This is a genomic window from Mesorhizobium sp. AR07 (genome assembly GCF_024746815.1).
Lineage (GTDB): Bacteria > Pseudomonadota > Alphaproteobacteria > Rhizobiales > Rhizobiaceae > Mesorhizobium.
Genome location: NZ_CP080528.1, coordinates 338,129 through 360,130, shown reverse-complemented (window position 1 = coordinate 360,130; position 22,002 = coordinate 338,129). Strand labels below are relative to the sequence as shown.

The 22,002-nt window shown below is 61.0% G+C and carries 13 protein-coding genes and 6 pseudogenes; 10 read left to right on the top strand and 9 right to left on the bottom strand.

Features of this window, described 5'->3' with window-relative positions; all coding sequences use genetic code 11:
• Positions 1 to 1,206: an ROK family protein gene (locus BPNPMPFG_RS37840; RefSeq protein ID WP_258598911.1), complete on the bottom strand. Its 1,206-nt coding sequence runs from the start codon at positions 1,204 to 1,206 to the stop codon at positions 1 to 3.
• Between the two features lie 99 nt (positions 1,207 to 1,305).
• Between BPNPMPFG_RS37840 and BPNPMPFG_RS37835 the strand changes: the two are divergent.
• Together BPNPMPFG_RS37835 and BPNPMPFG_RS37830 are read left to right on the top strand one after the other, a co-directional pair.
• Positions 1,306 to 2,160: pseudogene (locus tag BPNPMPFG_RS37835) on the top strand (LLM class flavin-dependent oxidoreductase); the annotation flags it as partial.
• Between the two features lie 40 nt (positions 2,161 to 2,200).
• Positions 2,201 to 2,846 (top strand): annotated as a pseudogene (locus tag BPNPMPFG_RS37830) (ThuA domain-containing protein).
• An 82-nt stretch (positions 2,847 to 2,928) separates the two neighbouring features.
• Here the strand turns inward: BPNPMPFG_RS37830 and BPNPMPFG_RS37825 are convergent.
• The 3 genes and pseudogenes from BPNPMPFG_RS37825 to BPNPMPFG_RS37815 all read right to left on the bottom strand — a co-directional run bounded on the left by BPNPMPFG_RS37825 (position 2,929) and on the right by BPNPMPFG_RS37815 (position 6,584).
• Positions 2,929 to 4,556: pseudogene (locus BPNPMPFG_RS37825) on the bottom strand (IS1634 family transposase).
• 165 nt (positions 4,557 to 4,721) lie between these two features.
• Positions 4,722 to 5,084: pseudogene (locus BPNPMPFG_RS37820) on the bottom strand (IS110 family transposase); the annotation flags it as partial.
• A 564-nt stretch (positions 5,085 to 5,648) separates the two neighbouring features.
• A complete protein-coding gene (locus tag BPNPMPFG_RS37815) occupies positions 5,649 to 6,584 on the bottom strand; it encodes a TolC family protein (protein WP_258598909.1) in 936 nt (311 codons plus the stop codon).
• A 113-nt stretch (positions 6,585 to 6,697) separates the two neighbouring features.
• Here BPNPMPFG_RS37815 and BPNPMPFG_RS37810 point away from each other — a divergent pair, with 113 nt between their 5' ends.
• The 4 genes from BPNPMPFG_RS37810 (at position 6,698) to BPNPMPFG_RS37795 (ending at position 10,468) form a co-directional block, all read left to right on the top strand.
• Positions 6,698 to 7,558, top strand: coding sequence for a site-specific integrase (locus BPNPMPFG_RS37810; RefSeq protein WP_258598907.1), 861 nt, complete (start codon positions 6,698 to 6,700; stop codon positions 7,556 to 7,558).
• Positions 7,559 to 7,570: 12 nt separating this feature from the next.
• Positions 7,571 to 8,752, top strand: a complete 1,182-nt coding sequence (locus tag BPNPMPFG_RS37805) for an IS91 family transposase (RefSeq protein WP_258598593.1) — start codon at positions 7,571 to 7,573, stop codon at positions 8,750 to 8,752.
• Between the two features lie 415 nt (positions 8,753 to 9,167).
• Positions 9,168 to 9,922 (top strand): IS5 family transposase gene (locus tag BPNPMPFG_RS37800; RefSeq protein WP_258598906.1). Its coding sequence is split into 2 segments (ribosomal slippage): positions 9,168 to 9,501 and positions 9,501 to 9,922, totalling 756 coding nucleotides; the frame shifts between segments, so codons are not numbered across the junction.
• A 177-nt stretch (positions 9,923 to 10,099) separates the two neighbouring features.
• Positions 10,100 to 10,468 carry a hypothetical protein gene (locus BPNPMPFG_RS37795; RefSeq protein ID WP_258598905.1) on the top strand — a complete coding sequence of 123 codons (369 nt, stop codon included), beginning with the start codon at positions 10,100 to 10,102 and terminating at the stop codon, positions 10,466 to 10,468.
• 220 nt (positions 10,469 to 10,688) lie between these two features.
• On the opposite strand, the gene BPNPMPFG_RS37790 is transcribed toward BPNPMPFG_RS37795, so the two are convergent.
• The 3 genes from BPNPMPFG_RS37790 to BPNPMPFG_RS37780 all read right to left on the bottom strand — a co-directional run bounded on the left by BPNPMPFG_RS37790 (position 10,689) and on the right by BPNPMPFG_RS37780 (position 14,885).
• A complete protein-coding gene (locus BPNPMPFG_RS37790; RefSeq protein WP_258599093.1) occupies positions 10,689 to 12,635 on the bottom strand; it encodes a MacB family efflux pump subunit in 1,947 nt (648 codons plus the stop codon).
• 4 nt (positions 12,636 to 12,639) lie between these two features.
• Positions 12,640 to 13,794: an efflux RND transporter periplasmic adaptor subunit gene (locus tag BPNPMPFG_RS37785; protein WP_258599092.1), complete on the bottom strand. Its 1,155-nt coding sequence runs from the start codon at positions 13,792 to 13,794 to the stop codon at positions 12,640 to 12,642.
• 776 nt (positions 13,795 to 14,570) lie between these two features.
• On the bottom strand, positions 14,571 to 14,885 hold the full coding sequence (locus tag BPNPMPFG_RS37780; protein WP_258598903.1) for a PepSY domain-containing protein: 315 nt from the start codon (positions 14,883 to 14,885) through the stop codon (positions 14,571 to 14,573).
• Between the two features lie 162 nt (positions 14,886 to 15,047).
• Here BPNPMPFG_RS37780 and BPNPMPFG_RS37775 point away from each other — a divergent pair, with 162 nt between their 5' ends.
• On the top strand, positions 15,048 to 15,704 hold the full coding sequence (locus BPNPMPFG_RS37775) for a response regulator transcription factor (protein WP_258599090.1): 657 nt from the start codon (positions 15,048 to 15,050) through the stop codon (positions 15,702 to 15,704).
• Complete coding sequence (locus BPNPMPFG_RS37770; RefSeq protein WP_258598901.1) at positions 15,701 to 17,017, top strand: sensor histidine kinase; 1,317 nt, start codon at positions 15,701 to 15,703, stop codon at positions 17,015 to 17,017. The genes BPNPMPFG_RS37775 and BPNPMPFG_RS37770 overlap by 4 nt, the downstream gene beginning before the upstream one ends.
• Positions 17,018 to 17,236: 219 nt before the next feature.
• On the opposite strand, the pseudogene BPNPMPFG_RS37765 reads toward BPNPMPFG_RS37770, so the two are convergent.
• Positions 17,237 to 17,452: pseudogene (locus tag BPNPMPFG_RS37765) on the bottom strand (transposase domain-containing protein); the annotation flags it as partial.
• A gap of 309 nt (positions 17,453 to 17,761) precedes the next feature.
• Here BPNPMPFG_RS37765 and BPNPMPFG_RS37760 point away from each other — a divergent pair.
• Both BPNPMPFG_RS37760 and BPNPMPFG_RS37755 read left to right on the top strand, forming a co-directional pair.
• A complete protein-coding gene (locus BPNPMPFG_RS37760; protein WP_183455447.1) occupies positions 17,762 to 17,944 on the top strand; it encodes a PX domain-containing protein in 183 nt (60 codons plus the stop codon).
• Positions 17,931 to 19,547, top strand: a pseudogene (locus tag BPNPMPFG_RS37755) (recombinase family protein); the annotation flags it as partial. The gene BPNPMPFG_RS37760 and the pseudogene BPNPMPFG_RS37755, both read left to right, overlap by 14 nt.
• Positions 19,548 to 20,210: 663 nt before the next feature.
• Here BPNPMPFG_RS37755 and BPNPMPFG_RS37750 read toward each other — a convergent pair.
• On the bottom strand, positions 20,211 to 21,839 hold the full coding sequence (locus BPNPMPFG_RS37750) for an IS1634 family transposase (protein ID WP_258598900.1): 1,629 nt from the start codon (positions 21,837 to 21,839) through the stop codon (positions 20,211 to 20,213).
• Between the last annotated feature and the right edge of the window lie 163 nt (positions 21,840 to 22,002).

Below are 22,002 nucleotides of genomic sequence, written 5' to 3'. Positions count from 1 at the left end.
TTAGCGGGAATGCGGCTTCTGCAGAACGTCGAATTGCGGATTGGTCTCGGAGAAGATCGGCAGCGCGGCGGCACCAAGGACCGAAGTGTCCTTGCCGGCGGCGCCGACAAGGACCCGCGGCACGGTGCGGGCGCTGGTCGAGCTGACCGAGAGGTACAGGGGGTCGAGCCGGCTCGCCAGAAGCTCGATGACGCCGACCGGCATGAAGCCGCCGAGGACCACGGTTTCGGGATCGAGCGCGAGTTCGAGCATGTTGATGGCCTGGCGCAGCGGATCGATTGCCTGGGCGACAAATGCTTCCAGGCTGTCGCCATTGGCCAGCAACGCCTGCAGCAATTCCGGCGAGGCATGATCGGGGTCGGCGATATCCAGGCTCTCATAGGCGGCGCGCAACGAGACGTAGCGTTCGAGACAGCCGCGCTTGCCGCAGCCGCATTCGAGACCGCCGGGCCTGACGATCATGTGGCCGATCTCGCCGGCATTGTGGCGGCTGCCCTTGTAGAGATGGCCCTCAAGGAACAGCCCGGCGCCAAGGCCGGTGCCGATGAACAAATAGACGAAGCTGCTGAGGTTGCGGGCAACGCCGTAGAGCCGCTCGCCGATGGCGGCGGCGGTGGCGTCGTTCTCGACTGTCACCGGAATGCCGGTCAACCGCTGCAATTCTTCGGCGACGGGGAAATCCTGCCAGCCGGGCAGTGCGGTCGGCCCGACCGAGGTCATGCCCTCGACGTCGAACGGGCCAGGCATCGCCATGCCGATGCCAAGCAAGCGATTGCGGTCGAAGCGAAACTTGCGCATCAGGTCGCCGGCTATTGCGGCCAGCAAGGGCATTGCCTGCGCCGGCGTCGGCCTGTCGACCGGGCGCTCGATGCGGGCGCGAACCGTGCCGGAGAGATCGGTGATGACGCCGACCGCCAGCTGATGGTCGAGCTGCAAGCCGATCGAATAGCCACCGTCGGGATTGATCGCATAGGGCACCGCCGGCTGGCCGCGGGCGCCCTTCAGCGTGGCTTGCGCGCGAAGCAGTTCTTCGCGCTCGAGTTCCTCGACGATGTTGGAGATGGTCTGCGTGCTCAGCGCCGTCAGGCGCGCGATCGCCGCCCGAGACAATGCACCGTTGGTCCTGATCGCTTCGATCACCACGCGGCGATTGTGGGACTTGGCCTGTTCGAGATTGGTGCCAGCGATGGCTTTCCTGAGGGTCATGTGCGCATTACCAACAAAACTTTCCGCAGAAAACAAATCAAGTTGATTTATTTGTAGGCAATAGTAGCTACCACTTCTAGTCGGTTTCGCTAATGGAGCGCCATGCCGTTCCCGCTGCTGGCGGCTGTCGGCGCCAAGACCAGCCGCATCGAGATCGGCACCGCCGTCATCGACATGCGCTACGAGAATCCGCTCTACATGGCCGAGGATGCGGGCGCTGCCGACATCATCGCCGGCGGCCGCCTGCAACTTGGCATCAGCCGCGGCTCGCCGGAGCAAGTGATCGACGGCTGGTGCTATTTCGGCTACGCGCCGCCGGAAGGGCAGAGCGACGCCGACATGGCGCGGCATCACGCCGAGGTCTTCCTCGATACGCTGCGGGGCGAGGGGTTCGCACAGCCCAATCCGCGGCCGATGTTCCCCAATCCGCCCGGCCTGCTGCGCCTCGAGCCGCATTCGGAGGGCCTGCGCGAGCGGATCTGGTGGGGCGCGGCCACCAACGCCACCGCGGAGTGGGCGGCCAAACTGGGCATGAACCTGCAGAGCTCGACGCTTAAATTCGACGAGAGCGGCAAGCCTTTCCACGTCCAGCAGGCCGAGCAGATCCGCATCTACCGTGACGCCTGGGAAGCGGCCGGGCACCAGCGCGAGCCGCGTGTCTCGGTCAGCCGCAGCATCTTCGCGCTGGTCGACGATCGCGACCGCGCCTATTTCGGGCGCGGCAACCAGAGCAGCGACCAGATCGGCTTCATCGAGGAGAACACCAGGGCGATCTTTGGGCGCAGCTACGCCGCCGAGCCGGACGTGCCGATCAAGGAATTGGCGCAGGACGAGGCGATCGCCGAGGCTGACACGCTGCTGCTCACCGTGCCCAACCAGCTCGGCGTCGACTACAATGCGCATGTCATCGAGGCGATCCTGACCCATGTCGCTCCGGCGCTGGGCTGGCGCTGAACTCGGATTGATCAGGGCGGATAGTGCAGGGAGAGACAAGATGCCGAAGAAGGCCTTGATTGCCTGGGGCGGCTGGCAAGGACACACACCGGAGCAGAGCGCGAAAATCGTACGCGCGCTGCTTGAACGCAACGGATTCGACGTCACGCTCGGCGAGGGCACGGGGATGTTCGCCAATCCGAAGCTTGCTTCCTTCGATCTTCATCGTGCCCGTGATCACGATGTCGACGATCGAGAAGGCCGAACTTCAGAACCTGGTTCTCGCGGTTCGCCAGGGCAGCGGGCTTGGCGGCTTTCATGGCACGATGTGCGACAGTTTCCGCAGCGAAACCGATTATCAGTTCATGAGCGGCGGCCAGTGGGTCGCGCATCCCGGCGACATCATCGACTACACGGTCGCCATCACCAGGCCGGATGATCCGATCACGCGCGGGGTCAGTGATTTCGCCTATCGATCGGAGCATTACATGCATGTCCATCCGGGCAATGAGGTGCTGGCCACGACCACCTTCACCGACGCGCATTTCCCCGGGATAGGCGGTGTCGTCATGCCGGTCGTCTGGAAGCGTCGCTATGGGGCTGGAAAGGTCTTCTACAGTGCGCTCGGACACAATGCCGATGAGTTCGCGGTCTTCCTCACGAACCGGGGTGTGTTCGTTCCGGGGCTTGGCTTTCACCCCACTTAAACACCGCCTGTAAGAATATGTTATTATATCAGCACGTTAGGCGCGCGCCGGCGCGTGTTACCACTACATTTTTGGGGTGATCTCAGGCGAGTTGTTCGTCGAGGTTGTGTGGCAGAGCGATGCCAGATGCCTTGAAGACGTTGCCCACTTGGCCCGTAACGTGGGTTCTGGTGGTGACGATGCGACCATCCTTTTCGATGGTGGCTTCCTGGAGGCGATCGAGATCGCGTAGGAGCGGCTGCCATTCGGGCGTCAGGCCTTTGGCCCGGCAGAGGCGGCGCAGTTCCTTGCTGAGCACGAGCGCCAGGAACGAGCAGAACACATGCCCGCGGATGGCGGCATCGGATTGGTGGAAGATCGGCCGGGTATTGAAGGTTGCCTTGGCGGCGCGGAACAGGCTCTCGACCTCGAGCAAATCGCGATACCGCAGCACGGCCTGGAGCGGGGTCACCTTCGCGTTGGTCCGCACCACGGTGATGCCGTCGTAGCGGGCTTCCTCGGCAAGCTTGCCGACATCGATCTTGAAGTTCTTGCCGCTGGCCTTGAGGTAACGCCGGTAGGCCGAGTTGCCGACCAGTGCCTTGTCGCCCTTCTTGAGCTGTGCCTCGAGGCCGGCGATGATCGCCTGGCGGTCGGCCTTGTCCTTCTCGGCCTCGGCGTCATTGCGGCTGACAATATAGCGGTCTTTACCGACCTTGACCTCTTTGACCCACAACTGAGTTTCACCGCGCTGGCGCTCGAGAACGAGCGGAACCATCGGTGCCGCGTCATTGAGCACGACGTTGTGGATCACGCTGCTCGAGCGTTCGCGGGCCCCCAGAATGTATTCCATGCCCAGCTTTTCGAGCGCGGCGATGGTATCGGCGCTGATCATGCCGCGATCGGCGACAACGCAGGCGCGTGTGACGCCGAAGCGCGTTCGCAGCCGATCGACCACCGGCAACAGGACGGTCACGTCAGCGGTGTTGCCAGGCACCATCTCGGTGCAGATCGGCCGGCCCTCGGCATCAACGACCAGCGCCAGGATCATTTGCGCCAGATCGGGGCGGAAGTCCTTGGAATGCCCGCGCTTGCCCAGCGTCTCGCCGCCCGCGCCGTAGAAGGACAACGAGGTGGTGTCCATGAACACAAGACTGAGGTCGGTGAACAGGTCCTGCCGGCGCGCGAAGAGCTTTTCCTCGATCGCGTCTTTCACGCAGCGCGCCACCAGCGCGCCTTGCGCCTTTTCGCCGAGTTCCTCGCCCAGCCACGCCATTGCCCGGTAAAAGTGATGGAGCGCCAGACCCTCGGCGCCCTCGATACCATAATCGGCCATCCAGTTCGCGCAGTCGCGGTCCGAGCCCGAGACGAACAGCCGATGCAGCGTGCCAACGAACACCGCCCGTTCCACCGCAAAGCCGAACTGGCGCCCTTCCAGCACCTCTTCCAGCACCTCGCCGATCCCGAGCCGCTCCCACAGCCGCCCGAACAACAGCGGACCGCCGATGCGGCGAGAGGCAATTCGCCCCGCGTCAATGTCGGACAGGATGAGGCTGCGTTCGCCATGGCGCGCAATCGAGGCCGCCAATCTGTCAAGTTCGCCGCTGGCAACCAGCGCATCCTTGCGGCCCAGCGCCTTTATCGTGCGCTGGCGAACGGTTTTGCCGTCGCGGACACTTTCCACAGGTAAAGATAGCGGTGGCCGCGCGCGACTCTCTCAACGACAAACATGCCAGCGTTGTTAGCGAATAAATGCCATAAAATCCATACAACATGCGGCTAGCAGATCAAATGTTGTTACCACACATTTTCGCGCCGAAAACTCAAGGCGAGTGAATTCAATAGCTTAACGGACAGCGTTCGCCATCCGTTCACCTCCAACTGCTCAAGTCGGGCCTTGGCCCGGCGCCGTCGGCGCGAGGTTGCAATCGATGCCGCATCGACGACGTGGCTTTCGATTCCTTCGGCCTGCAGCACGCGATGGATCCAGAAGCCGTCGAGCCCGGCCTCCTGGATCGCGATGATCGGAAAGTGCCGCCCGGTCCGCGCTTGCGCCTTCCTGTTGAGCTCGGCAAATCGCGCCAGCATGCCGGCGACATCGCCGGCCGCCACCGCATGTTTCGACATCTTCTCGCCGCCACCCGGCGACAGCGAGGTGATCAACCATTTCGAGCGACTCAATTCCAACGAGACGAAAATCGCGCCAAGATCGGTGCGGATAGCGGTCGGCGCTTTGGGTTGGTGAGCTGCTACGGGCATGCTTGCCTCCAGGATAAGGTGTTGATTACGCGACCTCACTTTGCCACAGCGCAGGTCGCTATCCACCCTCCTCATAGGATCTGGCTTGGACGGTGCGTTCTTGGCGCATTGTCGGCTCCGGCGGTTTCAGATTGTGCTTTGGAATCAGTGGCATGAAACCAAAGTATATCTGAACCCGCCGGGCCTTGCCTGCACAAAGTGCCGATTCACGTAATAATATCAATGTGTTAGCGTTTCTGGACGGAAACTAGTCTAGGTGACCGGTGCAAGGAATCGCCGAGAGTGTTCCGCAGGGCGCCGCGGCGACAGGCGAACTCTTCTTCGCGCATCAGTTGGACGTTTGACCCCAGCCTTTGGTGGGGCATCCTTAGCTGGACGGTTGCAGTGTCACGATCGGATTCGCGCCTGCGCGTAGCCAACAGCGTCTGCGATTCCATAGACAACAACATTGTTGCCAGGGTTTTTCTTTAAAGGCTGTTCATTCGTTGGACAGTCCCTCAAGACTCACAGGGCAGTTCGCGAGATAGCTGCCGTCTCGGCGCTACGCCATTCAGCTAGCCCACCTTAGGGCCTTTGCTCCCTATTGCTCCTCCGGCGATCCGGTCCCGCCCTGCCCGCACTGCCGCCCAGACTGCGGTACAGCTTCGATTCGTTGAGCAACTGGTCGTGGCGGGCGTGGGCAAGCGCCATCTCGGCTGCGCAGCGGCTCTCCTGGGCATTGAGCCAGTCAATGCGGTTGATGGCACCCGACCGGTAACGGGCTTCGAGCAGCTTCTCGGTTTCCTGGGCGGTCCCTAGGACATGGCGGCGGCGTCGGACCTGTTCGGCATAGTCGGCCTGTGCACCGAGTGTATTGGCAACTTCGGAGAAGGCAGTGAGCAAAGTAGTGCGGAATCCGAGGACCTCTTTTTCATACTGTGCCCTGGAAACCGCAACCTGCAGCGTTATGTCCTTGAAATTGAGGAGGGACAAGGCAGCGTTTGCACCTAACGTCGCAACGGGATTGGAGATGAACGCGAGCAATTGCCCGCTGGCGGTGCCGAGGGATCCGGTGAGGGAAATCGCCGGGTAGAAACTGGCCTGAGTTGCGTCGACGTTCTTCAGCATGGCACGGAGCCTGGCCTCTGCGGCTCGCAAGTCTGGGCGACGCGCGAGCAGGTCGGCCGGCAACCCAGTCTGGATCAGGGGTAGCTTCTTGCTCGGCAGGCGCTGCGGCTCTGGAACAGGGTTAGGTGCGCCATTCAAGAGCACAACCAGGGCGTTCCGCTGTACAAGGCGATACTGCTTGCCCTTCGAAACCGTCAATGCCCGCTCCTCGACCTGCTGCTCGGCCCTGCTGAGATCCAGATCGGAAACCGCACCGGCCGCAAGCTGGGCGCGCACAAGCGCCAAAGTCTGCTTGGCATGGGCAAGGCTGGTTTCCGCCGACGCGAGCGACTGATTGGCGTACGCGATGTTGAAATACGCCTCGACGGTTCCTGCGCTAGGACCAATCGACATTCAGGATTGAACGAAGCCGCTGACGCGGCATTTGGTGCGTGGGTTTGCGGATGACGCTTCTGTTTTGAAGGATTGCGGCTGTTGAAACGCAATCTTGAGAACAGGAGTTTGAGATGGCCGAGTTGAGCCCTCTTCGCCGACGCATGATCGAGGACATGACGATCCGCAATCTGTCGCCGGCCACGCAACGATCCTACGTGCACGCGGTGGCGAAGTTTTCGCGCTATTTCGACCGCTCGCCGGACCGGCTCGGCCTGGAGGACGTCCGCGCCTTCCAGGTCCATCTGGTTTCGGCGGGAGTCTCGTGGCCGGCGCTGAACCAGACGGTGTGTGCGCTGCGGTTTTTCTACGGCGTGACGCTGGGCCATGCCGAGATCCCGGAGCGGATCGTCTACGCCCGCTCGCCGCGCACGCTGCCGGTGGTGCTGAGCGCCGACGAGGTCGTCCGGTTCCTGGAGGCGGTGCCGAGCCTGAAGACCCGAACGGCATTAACTACGGCCTACGCCGCGGGACTTCGCGCCTCGGAGACCGTCGGGCTGAAGGTCGGCGACATCGACAGCGAACGCGGCGTGATCCTCGTCCATCACGGCAAGGGCGGCAAGGACCGCACCGTGATGCTGTCGGTGCAGCTTGTGCGCATCCTGCGGGTCTACTGGCGGCTGGCGAAGCCGCAGGGCTGGCTGTTTCCCGGGCGCGGCGTCGATCGCCCCATCGATGTGCAGGTTCTCTATTCGGCGTGCCGCTCGGCGCGTGCGGCTGCCGGCATCGACAAGCGCGTGACGGTGCATACGCTCAGGCACAGCTTCGCCACGCATTTGCTGGAGAACGGTACGGACATCCGCATCATTCAGGTGCTGCTCGGCCACAACAACCTGTCGAGCACGGCGCGCTACACGAAGGTCTCGAACGGTCTCATTCGGCGGACGGAAAGCCCGCTCGATCGGCTGACCATTGAGGTTGTGCCGCCGGGCTGACCGGTTCCGCCAATGTCGGCGAGACTGGAGGTGGCGGACATCTTCCGCCGCCACGGCGAGGCGTATCGGCAGGCCCATGACGGCCATCTCGGGCGCGTCGAGCGGCGCGTGATGAGCGCGATCGAGCTATGCCGGACCGCCGAACTGGGCGGCCATGTCGAGGGCTGCCGGTCCTGCGGGGCGATCCGCGTCGCCTACAATTCCTGCCGCAATCGGCATTGCCCGAAGTGCCAGGGACAGGCCTGCCGGGAATGGCTTGCCGCGCGGCAGGGCGAACTCCTGCCGGTTCCCTATTTCCACGTCGTCTTCACGCTGCCCGCGCAAATCGCGGCGATCGCCCTCCAGAACAAGGCGGCGGTCTACACGATCCTGTTCAAGGCGGTCGCCGAGACGCTACGCACCATCGCCGCCGATTCCAAACATCTGGGAGCCGAGATCGGCCTTGTCGGCGTCCTGCACAGTTGGGGTCAGAACCTCCATTATCATCCCCACATCCATTGCATCGTGCCGGGTGGTGGGCTGTCGCCCGATGGAACGCGCTGGATCTCTTGCAGGCCCGGCTTCTTCCTGCCGGTGCGGGTGCTGTCGCGCCTGTTCCGCCGGCTCTTTCTGGAGGAACTGCGGACAGCGTACGAAGCGGGCAAGTTGAGCTTCTTCGGCAATCTCGCCGACCTGGCGGAGCCCGCCGTGTTCAAACGCCAGGTTGGCGAAGTCCGCCGCCTCGACTGGGTTGTCTACGCCAAGCCGCCGTTCGGCGGGCCAGAGCAGGTGCTGGCTTATCTCGGCCGCTATACCCATCGCGTCGCCATCGCCAATTCCCGTCTGGTCAGCACGGCCAACGGCAAGGTCGCGTTCCGCTGGAGGGATTATCGGCATGGCGGCAAGGCAAAGCTCATGACGCTGGATGTGCACGAGTTCATCAGGCGCTTCCTGCTGCACACCTTGCCGGACGGCTTCCACCGCATCCGCCATTACGGATTCCTCGCCAACGGCCATCGCGCCGCAAAGCTCGACCTGTGTCGCAGGCTGCTGGCCAACCCGCAGCAGGACAATATCGAACCGCACGTCGAAAGCACGGCCGCGCCCCTCGCATCTGCGCATCGCTGCCCATGCTGTGGAGGATCGATGATCACGCTGGCCATCTGGCGCTGCGGACAAGCGCCGCCAGGTCCCTTGTGGGACGACACCTCATGATCGTACGCGGCAGGTCCACATCACCAGCTTTGGTATCCGTCGCCATCCGCGCCGGCATGCCGACCTTTGACTTTCCGCACAAGACCGCGAGCACTCGTGCCCGCGACAGAAGGCGTGCCGACCCAATCCGCGGTGACCGCCATCAACATTCGACCTTCCACCATGCCACCATCCCTTGGGGTCGCATCGCGGTTGCCCTTCATTCACCCGACGAAGACAATCCCGACCGCCCCTCCAGGCTACAATCCCCATAGCGCCAGACCAGCCCGCGGCTTCGCTCAATCCGGCTTGCAATGAGGCCCGACGTCGAGCCCGCGTGCCCCGCCTGTGCCACGGACCTCACAGAACCCTCCAGATTCAAATTTGGGTTGATGCGTGATTCATAGGTTTCCAGATTCGATCTGGAGAACGATGGATGGCACGGCGATATGAGCTGAGCGGCGAGCAATGGCAGCGTATCGAAAGTCTGTTGCCTGGCAAGGCTGGTGATCCCGGCCGCAGCGGTCAGGACAATCGGCTGTTTGTGAACGGCGTCTTGTGGGTTCTGCGCTCAGGAGCGCATTGGCACGACCTTCCTGAACGCTATGGCAAGTGGAAGACGCTGCATCAGCGCTTCAGCCGCTGGTCGAAAGCCGGAGTTTGGGATCGCGTGTTCGCCGATCTGATCGATGATCCGGACAACGATTACGTGATGCTCGACAGTACTCTGGTTCGTGCTCATCAGCAGGCAGCGACCGGAAAAGGGGGGACCAGAACCAGGCTTTGGGGCGCTCCCGAGGAGGATTGACGACCAAGATCCATATGGCGGTGGATGGTCGAGGGCGTCCGCTGCGGCTGATCCTGACGCCTGGCCAGCGCGGCGATGTTACCCAGGCGCCCGCCTTGCTCGAAGGGCTCGTGGCCAAACGTGTCCTCGCCGACAAGGCTTACGACAGCAACGCCTTGCGCTCCATCGTCGCCGAAATGGGAGCCGAGGCTGTCATCCCCTGCAATCCAACCCGCAGAACGCTGATCCCCTACGACTTCGAAGCATACAAAGCGCGCAACCTCATCGAACGATGCTTCAACAAACTCAAGCACTTCAGACACATAGCCACACGCTACGACAGACGCGCCATCCATTTCCTCAGCTTCATCCAACTCGCCTGCGCAATGTTGTGGATGCGATGAATGTCGATTCAGCCTAGCGAGGAGGCGCGCGTTTTCGTAATCTTCCGCTGTCGCATAAGCCTCAAAATCCGCCTTGTCCCTCTTTGCCGCTAGCTTGCCCCACAGATCAATCTCATAAGACAGACTGATGGATGTGTCGCTCCCGCCGACCTGGCCGTTCACCTGGGGGAGCAAGGCTTGCGCAGCTGTATTTGCCTGAAGTCGGGCGGGATAGGCGTTAGCAGCCGCAATGAGGACGTCATTATTTCGGCCGATGACCTCGCCGACAAGCTTGTCGAGATTGGCGTTCCCGAACGCCAGCCACCAGCGGTCTGTGCTGGCCTGCACAGCGCTCCCTACCGCAGCGGTCGACCAGTGGGGCCCGGCTGGAAGTTCGGGGCGAAGATATGTACTCGACAGGCTGCAACCGGCGAGCAGGACAAGGCAACCGGGTACGATCAGTCTGATGAGCTTCATTTTCAATCTCTTGAGGGCTGGCACAAGGCGTTACGGTCGGGAAAGCCGAAGACCAAGTGGATGCAGAGCGCTAATAAGAGGCGTGATTAGCGCAAGCAGCCACGAGGAGGACATCGTCGTTTTCGTTGATGACCTCGCCGATCAGCTCGAACGTCAGCCAGCAGTGTCTGCCGTGGCGTGGATAGCACTTGCTGCCGCGCCGGTTGGCCAGCAGGGCCCCCGCGGGGCCAGGATATGTGCTCGACAGGCTGGTGCAACCCGCGAGCAAGACAAAGGAACAAGGTAAGATCCGTCTGATGAGCGTCATTTTTCAGTCTCTTGACAGCGCATCTACGGGATTCAGGCGGGATGCGTTACGGGCGGGAAGGAAGCCAAAGGTCAGGCCGATCCAGAGCGCTACTGCGCAGGCAGCGACAATAGCTTTGACCGAGATGATTATCGGAAACTCGCTGCCCGGCTCGCCCAATACGGTTGCGATGCCGAGCGCGAGTGCCACGCCGAGAATTGAACCGGCGATGCACATTGTGACGGCCTCAATCAGGAACTGAAGCATGATGTCGATCCGGCGCGCTCCAACAGCCATGCGCAAGCCGATCTCGCGGGTCCGTTCAGTGACGGTGATCAGCATCATGTTCATGACACCAATGCCTCCGACAACCAGCGAGATCGCAGCCAGGGAGGAGGTCAGTTGCCACATCGTCTGAGATGTGTGCTCAACCGACTTACGCCACTGATCTTGGTTGAAAACAGTGAAGTCCTTCGTGCCGTGCCGACGAGTCATCAGGCCGACGACGGCGCGCTCCGCGACAGTCGTGTCGACAGAATCGGCGACCCGCACCGTCAGGGCATGAAGACTTGGACCGGCACCCTCAAGTCTGCCCTTCACGGCCGTATAAGGAAGTAAGACCTTCGGCGAGCTGTCAAACCGTAGCGCCGGTGGGGGCGCAAAGACGCCAATAATGACGACGGGAACACGCCCGATCAGGAGGATGTTTCCGAGCGGCGATTCGTCGTTGGGGAAGAGAGTTGCGGCCATCCTGTCATTGATCACTGCTTCCTGGCTGCGCTCAGTGATGGCCTCGGCGGAAAAGAATGAGCCCTTCAGCAACTTGAGAGCGTTGACCTTAAGATAATCCTGGCCGACGCCGGTGACTGTCGCCGCGACGGAAGTGTGCCCAAAACGAATTTGTGCGGATGTCCGGACTTCCGGGGTCACGCTGTCGACGTAAGACTGGTCGGCGAGCGCATCGGCATCCGAGACGACCAGGGCCTTGATGCTCGAAGCACCCTTGTCACCAAAATGGCGCCCGGGAGAGATCTCGAGAGTGCTGGCTCCAAATCCTCCCAACTGGCGCAGAAGTTCCTGACGGGCGCCCTCGCCGAAACCGACGGCCGTCACAACTGCCGCAATGCCGATAATGATGCTGAGCATTGTGAGGAAGGTACGCACGCGATCGGTTGCCATCGATCGTATCGCCATCGGAAAGGCTTCTACCAGGCGGCGCCTGAACGCCGAGAGCGAACCGACGGGCCTGCTGTCGTGTAACGCCGGCGGCCCATCAGTCTTCCGGTCCCGCGTCCGGCGGTCGGAAAGGATGACCCCTTCTCGGATTTCGATGATGCGGTCAGCGTGACTTGCGATCTCCATGTCGTGAGTCACGATGATGATGGTATGACCGTCGGCATGAAGTGCCTTCAAGGTATCGAGAACGGTTTCGCCGCTCTTCCTATCTAGCGCCCCTGTCGGCTCGTCCGCGAGGATGATGCGACCGCCATTCATCAACGCGCGGGCAATCGAAACCCTCTGTTGCTGGCCGCCGGACAGCTGGTTTGGACGGTGGTCGAGACGATCACCGAGACCTAGCCTGCGCAGTAGAGATGTCGACCTTTCCCGGCGTGAGCCGGCGTCGAGGCCGGCATAGACGGCGGGCATCGCCACGTTGTCGGCCGCGCTCAGCGTTCCGAGAAGCTGATAATGTTGGAAGATGAAGCCGAAATGTTCCCGTCTCAACGCCGCAAGATTGTCCGCGGTCAGGCCGGCAACGCTGCGGCCGCCGACGCGATAGTCACCAGAACTCGGCTGGTCCAAGCAACCCAGGATGTTCATTAGCGTCGTTTTGCCCGAACCGCTTGCGCCAACGATCGCCACCAGTTCGCCACCCGCGATGGAAAGGCTGACGCCGGCCAGCGCCATAATCGTCTCGTCTCCGGCGTGGAAAACCCGCGAAACGTTCTCGATTTCAAGGAGTGCATTCATTTCATCACCGCGGCCCAACATTGGTTCCCTTTCCAGCGGCAGGGATGACAACTTCATCACCGACAGAGAGGCCATCGAGTACCTGCGCCTTGAGCGTGTCGGTCAAGCCTATTGTCACCAGGCGCTCCGTGAGTTCGCCGCTTGGCGTGCGAATCTGCACGCGGTAGCGACCTTGTGCATCTGGCTCCGTCAGAGCTGACCATGCTACGAGCGGTACGTTCTCGGCCTGGCCGGAAACAACCTTAACCAAGACGTTCATCTTTGGCCGAAGCCGCCCTTCCGGGTTCGATGTGGAAAAGAGGCCGTTGTAGTAGACTGTTGACGCCTGGGTTTCCGCACTGAGATCATCAGCAATCGACGGAGGCGCGGGCTCTATCTCTTCCAGTACGCCTGAAATAGGGACTCGAGTGTCCCCCAGGAGCGTGAAGCGGAGGTTCTGACCTGGCTTTACACGGGCAATGTCGATTTCCGAAATCTGCACCTTCACCCGCATGACGTCGAGTTGTGCAAGAACCACGATCCCCGGCACGGCCTGGCTTGAGTTCAACGTTTGACCTTCTTTAACCAGCACAGCAACAACGACGCCGTCCATGGGCGCGCTGAGCTTCGTATGGTCGAGGATTGCGCGGGCCTCCTCAACCGCGAGCGTCTTCTCCTCGATCCGCGCTTCAAATTGCTCGACTTTCGCCTCCTGCGCAAAAAACGTCGCTTGCGCTTTCTCCAGGTCGGCGGCCGATGCTGCCTTGTTCCGGCTCAGTGTCTTCTTTCTCCGGAAATCCATCTCGGCCTCTTTCAGTCGTATTCCTGCTTCCTTGCGATCCGCGTTGGCACTGGCGAGGTTGGCTTGGGCAGTGAGTAGTTTGTGCTGCTCTTTCGTAGGGTCAATTTCGGCGATCAAGTCACCAGACTTAACCGTTTGACCGAGCTTTACATGCAATGTCTTCAGTTGGCCCGATACCTGGGCACCAACTCTAACCGAACGGGCAGGCTCCAAAACGCCGTTCGCAATAACGGTCTCCTCGACCGAACCGAGTATCACGCGCTGCGTGACGACAGGATCGCGCGTCTCGTGTTCGAAACCTTCGGTCGCGGATGCAATGGCAAACACCACCGCGGCGATCCCTAGGCACCAGACAAGCACCCTTCTTTTACCCTTCATCAACGCTCACCTCCGCTCTCTGAAGACATTGTTTTGCCGTGTCGTGCGGCGGAAACGGCATTGACTCTCATCGACCTGGACCGAGAATGGCTCCGGCAAGAGCTTTTTCTGCTGAGAAGTCGCAACCGACGCGGAAAGCATGATTGCGAACGCGGACACGCGGCGATGAAGATGATAGTGAAGCACCGGGCGAGCATTCATTGTCCCTTTCCGAGGCAGTTAGCAGCAGCAAGCCCAGCGCTAACGCGATGGGACCGAAGAGTAGGCTGACCGGAACAACGCACCTTCCGATGCAGTAGCGGATTTTGGACGTTTGCTTTGGTCGCATTCCGGAGACAGTTTCCTATCAAGCGACGCGCGCTTGGGCGCGCATACATCTGAGTGGTCATTGGCGCGAACGAGGTTCTCGCTGTGACTGACGCTTCCGAGGGCACCGCCGATATAAAGCGCGAGCTGAGGCGGCATGAGATCAGCAAGCCGTCACGTCCCTCCTTGACCCTTTTGGATGCTCGAAAGGCCTCACTCGTGTAGACAGCCGGTGAGTGCCGTCTAGGTCAGCAAGGGATCACCTTCGATGCTCCCCTACGGGTTTTGGCCCAGATAGCGCGCTTCACGCTTGAAGATCATGCACTCAGGATATGACAGTGCATCCTTCGCATCGCGGGCGAATGAATAAGGCGACATTTCCATGATGAGGGCCGCGGCGGCATGGCCATCCGGCTCATGCCGATCATACTTCGTCGACGAAGGATAACGCCACAAGGCTTGCCTCGAGGCTACAGTGGACAGGGGTTCCAGACTCTGGTGGTGGCGCATCGGTTTATCCTTAGCTCCTTCGCCGGCACCACCCACACGGGCCAAGTTTTGAGGTCGAAGTGCGTTTCGACCTCGAGCCCCTTCGACTCGACGGCATCCGACCAGCCGTCGTCCGTTTTAATCGAACGGAGCTGCCTTCGGTCCGCTTCAAGCTTAATCAGTACGGCTTGGCGCGGTTGCCATTCGGCGATTCCCAGGTCGGATTTCCCGCCGGCCAGTGCAGAGCCGACGGTGGTCACATGAATAAAAAGTGCCGAGAAAAGAATGGCGTTCATAACTGGCCTTTTAATCGATTGTTGCAATGACGCCCCTTCTGACACCCATAGCTGACAGCAGCCTGAAAGCCTCCGGACATTTGCGCCACGGGGGTTCAGCGTAGCGTCAGGTTCTGTCAATAAGGCAAGGATCTTGCCCTCGAACTGGAGCCGGCACACATGATACGAATACTGCTCATTGAAGACGACGAGGACCTTGGCAGTGCTGTACGCGAACATACGATGGCTGATGGCCACGCGGTCGACTGGGCCAAGGACCTGTCCGAAGCGCGGGATAAAGCAAGTTTGGTCTCCTACGAGCTTGTCCTGCTCGACCTTCACCTGCCAGACGGCAACGGCATCGATTACGTGCGGGAGATGAGGAAGCGGCTTGATTCGACACCGGTCATCATCGTGACAGCTCGCGATCAGGTCTCGGACCGCATCGAGGGGCTCAACGCAGGTGCCGACGACTATTTGGTCAAGACGTTCGATCTCGGCGAACTTTCCGCGCGCATTCATGCCGTGGGGCGTCGTCATGGGAAGTTCCCGGAGCCATATTGTGTCGGGACGCTGTCAATAAACTCGGCCGAGCGGCGCTGCGAGCGCGACGGGCGGGCGGTCTACCTGACTGCACGCGAATGGACAGTTTTCGACTGCCTTCTGCGCCGGACCGGAACGGTAGTTTCGAAGGCGAAGATCGAGGACGTACTCTTTTCCTTGGGTTCGGAGATTGAGAGCAACACCGTGGAAGTTTATGTTAGCCGGCTCCGCAAAAAGATCGGCGGGGACCGAATAGCGACAGTGCGTTGCTTCGGGTACAGGTTCATGGTCACATGAAGAAGCCGCACAGCATGACGCGCAGGCTGATACTGAGGCTGGGGGGCGCAACGCTCCTGGTCTGGATTTTCGTCCCCACCATTGCTGCGCTAATGGTAAAGGACGTTATCTACGAAATCTGCGACGACTATCTGGAGCAAACTGCCGAGTTCACGGCGGCGGCGTACTTCGATGTGGCGAAGAAGAAGTTGGAAGTATCTGAGCCGCCCAGCTTCGACGATTGGATTATTCAGTTCCAAGTTCGCACGCGTGACGGGAGGGTGCTCCTCGATTTGATCGAAAATCCGCCGAAGCCATTCCCATCTGCTCCCTTGCGTGAAGGCTTTTCGACAACCGCTACTGACCGCATCTATACGAAGAAAATAGCACTCGACCTGTTTGCGCAGGCGGCCCAGCCGCTCTCGGTCCGCCGTCACGAAGTCAATAAGGCCGCAGTTAAGGTCTTCGTTCCGATGATCGTCTTCCTGCCCTTTAGCGTAGCCGTGTGCTGGATGGTAATCCGGCGGTCGCTGGCGCCAATCGAAGTACTGAAACAGGAGATCGGGTTGCGCGACGGCGGCAATCTCACACTGATGGGGTCGAGCGGCCTCCCGGCAGAATTGGCCCCCATCGCGGCCTCCGTCGATCGGCTTGTCGAACGTCTACGGGCGGCCCTGGATGCCGAACGCGAGTTCGCCGCAAACTGTGCACATGAACTGCGCACGCCGATCGCAGGCTCGCTGGCTCAACTGCAGAGGTTAGTGGCCGAAATTCCCCTGGGCTCGGCGAGAACGCGTGCGCGCGGCATCGAGAAATCGCTGTCGAGGCTTGGCCACCTTACCGAAAAACTGCTTCAACTCGCGCGGGCCGAAACGGGGATCTGCATCGCAGACCACGCGATCGATCTTGTCCGAGTGGTTCGGCTAGAAATTGATGACTTTGAGAAAAAACCGCGATTTGCCGGACGGCTAATCCTTGACGTCGACGGCTGCCCCACTTTGATGCGCAAAGTAGACGTCGATGCGTTTGCCATCCTCCTTCGTAACCTGATTGAGAATGCGCTCACGCATGGAGTGCCCGATACTACGATAACAGTTTCCGTCGGAACTGATGGAACCATTGCCATTGCAAACTCGGGACCGGTGGTGCCCCCCCAAGATCTTGAAGCGATAACAAAACGATTTAGGCGTGGTGCGACCTCAGCGGCGGGCTCAGGCCTTGGTCTAAACATCGCTAGTAAGGCGATCAAGGGGATAGGTGGCAGTCTTGCACTTGCGTCGCCTGCCCGTGGTCGCGAGGATGGTTTTGAGGCGATTATTCGAATCCCTCGATGACCGCAGCGACCAGGTTGGACGTAGGAAGCATTGCACGCTGCTGGCAGGCAACGAGAATGTCAACAGGGGTGGTGACCACCCGCGGCGGGCGCGCGCCCCAGAGGAAGTCAGCTGTCGCGCGGCACACCATATCCAATCTATGCGCGGAACAAGCATACCGCGGCTCGCAGAAGCTTGAGGCGATTACGCCTGCACTCGTGAGTCGTATTTCGTAAGCGGTCAGCCGATAACGTCAGGCCTAAAGTTCCAAGGCATGAGCATTTCGATTTCGGATGCCGGCCAGCCTTGAGCGATGCGGGTCAAGGTCTGCGAGAGCCAGTCGAGCGGATCGACGCTGTTCATTTTGCAGGTTTGCAGCAAGGTGGCTACCGTCGCCCAAATTCGTCCACCGCCGTGGCTGCCGGCGAATAGACTATTCTTTCGCGTGATCGTCATCTCGCAGACATTTCTGCCCATGTCGGGCGCGAGGTTGTCGTTTGGTATCGATGGCATCCATATTTCGAGCGGACCGTTCGATGCGAGTATACCGAGGAGCGGGCGAACGGCAGAGTCGCGCGCATTGTCGTGCGCCATGGCGAAGTCATTGTCGTTCCCACATGGATGTTGGATCGCGACGTTTGTGAAGCGTTCACCTTGGGCAGCCCTCGGGTGACCGTGGATGCGCTGACTGACCTTCACAACTCTTGATCCATCGGGGATTTCGTAATGGCCTTGCGAGCGGTTCGAACGCTCAGGAGGTTATCGATGAAGACATTGCCCCCGCCAAGCCGGCTGCCAGCACTACGGCAGTTGATCATGCCACTCGACTCCCGAGCCCTGGACGGGCTGACGAGAGCGCAACGCGCGGTCGCGGTCGCGAGCCTCGCCAAGCTGCTGATGGCGGCTGCAGGTGTCGCGGAGAAGGAGATGACCGATGACGGGCGGTAATCTTCTTCCCATGGCACTCCTGAAGCGCAAGGCCGTCGTCTACGTCAGACAGTCGACGGCCCAACAGGTTCATGCAAACCTTGAGAGTCAACGCCGGCAATATGAGCTGGTCGACGTTGCGCGGCGTTGGGGGTTCCACAATGTCGAGGTGATCGACGAGGATCTGGGCCGCAGCGCGAGCGGCGCCGTCGAGCGCCCGGGTTTCGAGCGGCTCGTCGACGATCTGTGCACCGGTCATGTCGGCGCAGTATTGTGTCTTGAGGCCTCTCGGTTGTCGCGCAATGGTCCGGACTGGCACAGGCTGCTTGAGCTTTGCGGTCAGGTCGATGCGCGCGTGATCGATATCGATGGCATTTATGATCCCGCGAACGACCGGCTGTTGCTCGGCATGAAGGGCAACATCAGCGAGTTCGAGCTTTCTGTCATTCGGGCGCGGATGTACGAGGCCGCGCGACAGAAGGCCCAGCGGGGCGAACTGCGGATAAGCGTGCCGATCGGCTACATATGGCCCCGCGATTACGGCCTGGGTTTCGACCCTGATATTCGGGTCCAGGAAGCCATCAGGCTTATATTCGCGCGGTTCCGCGAGATCGGCAGCGCCCGCCAGGTGCTGATCTCGCTCAATGCCGAAGGCATGCATTTTCCGCGCCCATCTGACGGCAAGATGATGGTCTCCTTCGACTGGGTTCCGATCCGCTATCGCAACGTCATCAGCGTATTGAAGAACCCTTTCTATGCGGGGGTCTATGTGTACGGCAAAACCCAGAAGCGGACCGAGATCGTCGATGGCCGCGTTCGCAAGAGCTACGGCCACCGTAAATCCCATGAGGATTGGGCGGTTATGCTTAGGGAGCATCATGAAGGCTATGTCGGCTGGGACGAGTATGAGCGGAATCAGAAGCTGCTCGCCGCCAACACGTACGGCAAGGGCGGCGGTGTAAAGTCCGGTCGGGGCGGAAGGGCTCTTCTGGCCGGCATGCTCACCTGTGGTCATTGCGGTCGCCGCCTGTGCGTCGTTTATGTCGGCCGTCGCATCGGTTATCATATCTACCGTTGCGACCGTTCGAACCTCATGCTGGCGCGACCCCGATGCATGACCGCCAATGGCGGTCGAGCTGACGCTGCGATCTCGCAGGAGCTTTTGTGCGCCGTGGCGCCCATGGCGATCGAAGCAGCATTGGAGGCGGAGCGCATGCATCTCGAAGGCGAAGCGCAGAGAAGGCAGATGCTTGAACTGGATTTGCAGCAGGCCCGCTACGAAGCCTCGCTTGCGGAACGCCGCTATGCGGCCTGCGACCCCGACAATAGGCTCATAGCCGCTCAGCTTGAGAAGAGCTGGGAGGCGACGCTTCGCCGTATCGAAGCCTGCGAAGCCCGGCTCAACAATCGGCAAGTTCGCGATGACGCCGCCATCCCGGATTTTGCCGGCCTGGCTCAGAATCTCAGGGCTGCATGGGACGGTTCCGATGTCGACATGCGTTTTCGGCAGCGGCTCCTGCGCGCGCTGATCAAGGATATCGTCGTGACCGTGGACGATGATGCGAGACAGGTCGAACTCACTATACACTGGCAGGGCGGACAGCATTCGCAGGTTCAGACGCGGATTCTCGGGCGGCATCACGAGGTGGCTGTCGCCAACACGAAGTGGGGCCTGATCGCATTATCGCGGCCAGGTACGCTGGTTCGGCCAAGGTGATAGGATCCCCATGCAGACCGAACCCACGCCCACCCCGAGGATACCTACCGCGTCTGGCGCGCCGACCGCCGCCTCAGCCCTGGCGCGGCGCTGGTCTACATGCGCAGGATCAGGTCGTTTCGCTCCTATTGCGCCGAAAGGGCTGATCGAGCGCGAAGAACTCACCCTCGAACGCGCAAATCGCTTCATAGGCTGGTATGCGCGGCGGTAGAATCTCGATCCGCGGTCGCTGGGCCTTTTCCGGAGTGCTCTGCAGTCGCTCAACCGGATCTATCATAGCATGGGGTTGGCGCCTCCCGATTGGCGGTCGCCGCGGCAAGCAAAGCCGCCGGCAACGCCTTTGCTTGCCGAGTACGCCGACTACCTGCTCCGGCATCGGGGCAACCCGCAGGTAACCGTGCACAAGAAGTTGCAGCAAATCAGCAAATTTCAGGGTCACCTGATACAGGCCGGTGAAGGCTGGCCGTCGATAGGCTTGACCCGACTTAAACACCGCCTGTAAGAATATGTCATAAGTCAGCACGTTAGGCGCGCGCCGGCGCGTGTTACCACTACATTTTGGGGATGATCTCAGGCGAGTTGTTCGTCGAGGTTGTGTGGCAGAGCGATGCCAGATGCCTTGAAGACGTTGCCCACTTGGCCCGTAACGTGGGTTCTGGTGGTGACGATGCGACCATCCTTTTCGATGGTGGCTTCCTGGAGGCGATCGAGATCGCGTAGGAGCGGCTGCCATTCGGGCGTCAGGCCTTTGGCCCGGCAGAGGCGGCGCAGTTCCTTGCTGAGCACGAGCGCCAGGAACGAGCAGAACACATGCCCGCGGATGGCGGCATCGGATTGGTGGAAGATCGGCCGGGTATTGAAGGTTGCCTTGGCGGCGCGGAACAGGCTCTCGACCTCGAGCAAATCGCGATACCGCAGCACGGCCTGGAGCGGGGTCACCTTCGCGTTGGTCCGCACCACGGTGATGCCGTCGTAGCGGGCTTCCTCGGCAAGCTTGCCGACATCGATCTTGAAGTTCTTGCCGCTGGCCTTGAGGTAACGCCGGTAGGCCGAGTTGCCGACCAGTGCCTTGTCGCCCTTCTTGAGCTGTGCCTCGAGGCCGGCGATGATCGCCTGGCGGTCGGCCTTGTCCTTCTCGGCCTCGGCGTCATTGCGGCTGACAATATAGCGGTCTTTACCGACCTTGACCTCTTTGACCCACAACTGAGTTTCACCGCGCTGGCGCTCGAGAACGAGCGGAACCATCGGTGCCGCGTCATTGAGCACGACGTTGTGGATCACGCTGCTCGAGCGTTCGCGGGCCCCCAGAATGTATTCCATGCCCAGCTTTTCGAGCGCGGCGATGGTATCGGCGCTGATCATGCCGCGATCGGCGACAACGCAGGCGCGTGTGACGCCGAAGCGCGTTCGCAGCCGATCGACCACCGGCAACAGGACGGTCACGTCAGCGGTGTTGCCAGGCACCATCTCGGTGCAGATCGGCCGGCCCTCGGCATCAACGACCAGCGCCAGGATCATTTGCGCCAGATCGGGGCGGAAGTCCTTGGAATGCCCGCGCTTGCCCAGCGTCTCGCCGCCCGCGCCATGGAAGGACAACGAGGTGGTGTCCATGAACACAAGGCTGAGGTCGGTGAACAGGTCCTGCCGGCGCGCGAAGAGCTTTTCCTCGATCACGTCTTTCACGCAGCGCGCCACCAGCGCGCCTTGCGCCTTTTCGCCGAGTTCCTCGCCCAGCCACGCCATGGCCCGGTAAAAGTGATGGAGCGCCAGACCCTCGGCGCCCTCGATACCATAATCGGCCATCCAGTTCGCGCAGTCGCGGTCCGAGCCCGAGACGAACAGCCGATGCAGCGTGCCAACGAACACCGCCCGTTCCACCGCAAAGCCGAACTGGCGCCCTTCCAGCACCTCTTCCAGCACCTCGCCGATCCCGAGCCGCTCCCACAGCCGCCCGAACAACAGCGGACCGCCGATGCGGCGAGAGGCAATTCGCCCCGCGTCAATGTCGGACAGGATGAGGCTGCGTTCGCCATGGCGCGCAATCGAGGCCGCCAATCTGTCAAGTTCGCCGCTGGCAACCAGCGCATCCTTGCGGCCCAGCGCCTTTATCGTGCGCTGGCGAACGGTTTTGCCGTCGCGGACACTTTCCACGAGGTAAAGATAGCGGTGGCCGCGCGCGACTCTCTCAACGACAAACATGCCAGCGTTGTTAGCGAATAAATGCCATAAAATCCATACAACATACGGCTAGCAGATCAAATGTTGTTACCACACATTTTCGTGCCGGAAATCCAAGGCAAGTGAATTCAATAGCTTAACGGACAGCGTTCGCCATCCGTTCACCTCCAACTGTTCAAGTTGG

What these genes read in the sequence shown, in the direction of transcription:
- BPNPMPFG_RS37785 (WP_258599092.1), bottom strand. Translation starts at nt 13,794, where the DNA reads ATGAAGGGTAAAAGAAGGGTGCTTGTCTGGTGCCTAGGGATCGCCGCG.
- BPNPMPFG_RS37770 (WP_258598901.1), top strand. Translation starts at nt 15,701, where the DNA reads ATGAAGAAGCCGCACAGCATGACGCGCAGGCTGATACTGAGGCTGGGG.
- BPNPMPFG_RS37810 (WP_258598907.1), top strand. Translation starts at nt 6,698, where the DNA reads ATGGCCGAGTTGAGCCCTCTTCGCCGACGCATGATCGAGGACATGACG.
- BPNPMPFG_RS37840 (WP_258598911.1), bottom strand. Translation starts at nt 1,206, where the DNA reads ATGACCCTCAGGAAAGCCATCGCTGGCACCAATCTCGAACAGGCCAAG.
- BPNPMPFG_RS37780 (WP_258598903.1), bottom strand. Translation starts at nt 14,885, where the DNA reads ATGAACGCCATTCTTTTCTCGGCACTTTTTATTCATGTGACCACCGTC.
- BPNPMPFG_RS37815 (WP_258598909.1), bottom strand. Translation starts at nt 6,584, where the DNA reads ATGTCGATTGGTCCTAGCGCAGGAACCGTCGAGGCGTATTTCAACATC.
- BPNPMPFG_RS37805 (WP_258598593.1), top strand. Translation starts at nt 7,571, where the DNA reads ATGTCGGCGAGACTGGAGGTGGCGGACATCTTCCGCCGCCACGGCGAG.
- BPNPMPFG_RS37750 (WP_258598900.1), bottom strand. Translation starts at nt 21,839, where the DNA reads ATGTTTGTCGTTGAGAGAGTCGCGCGCGGCCACCGCTATCTTTACCTC.
- BPNPMPFG_RS37760 (WP_183455447.1), top strand. Translation starts at nt 17,762, where the DNA reads ATGAAGACATTGCCCCCGCCAAGCCGGCTGCCAGCACTACGGCAGTTG.
- BPNPMPFG_RS37790 (WP_258599093.1), bottom strand. Translation starts at nt 12,635, where the DNA reads ATGAATGCACTCCTTGAAATCGAGAACGTTTCGCGGGTTTTCCACGCC.